Genomic DNA, 410 nt, shown 5'->3' with positions numbered 1-410 from the left:
ATATCAATGCCCACCGGCGCGTCTGACAATTGCGCTACGTGTCTTAAAAAAAGTTGCCTGTTATTCATTTGCCTTCAAAAATACGAAAATGATATGCCCCTGCGTATTAATAGTATACCTGATCCGGAGCATGAGTTTAATCATTGTAAGTGGTAATTTGCCAGCATAGCAAAAGGAAATGCCATACATTCTGCCGGAAAAAGGAGTAATGCCTGAGATGGGAAAGGACTGTTTTATAGCGCCAAATGCGACAATCGTAGGTGATGTGATTATGGACAATGATGGTAGCTGTTGGGTCAATGATATGATCAGAGGAGATGTAAACACTATCCGTTTAGGTAATGAAGTAAATGTACAGGATGGTGCCTCTAGTCGTGCTACATGCGAAAAGACAACAACTATCATTGGGA

At 41.2% G+C, this 410-nt stretch carries 1 pseudogene; it reads left to right on the top strand.

Features of this window, described 5'->3' with window-relative positions:
• Positions 1 to 178: 178 nt before the first annotated feature.
• Positions 179 to 410: pseudogene (locus BW716_RS35745) on the top strand (gamma carbonic anhydrase family protein); the annotation flags it as partial.

The organism is [Flexibacter] sp. ATCC 35208, from assembly GCF_001975825.1.
In the GTDB taxonomy this organism is placed as follows: Bacteria; Bacteroidota; Bacteroidia; order Chitinophagales; family Chitinophagaceae; genus Chitinophaga.
Note: the sequence above shows the minus strand (reverse complement) of the source record. Positions and strands in the feature narration are given on the sequence as shown.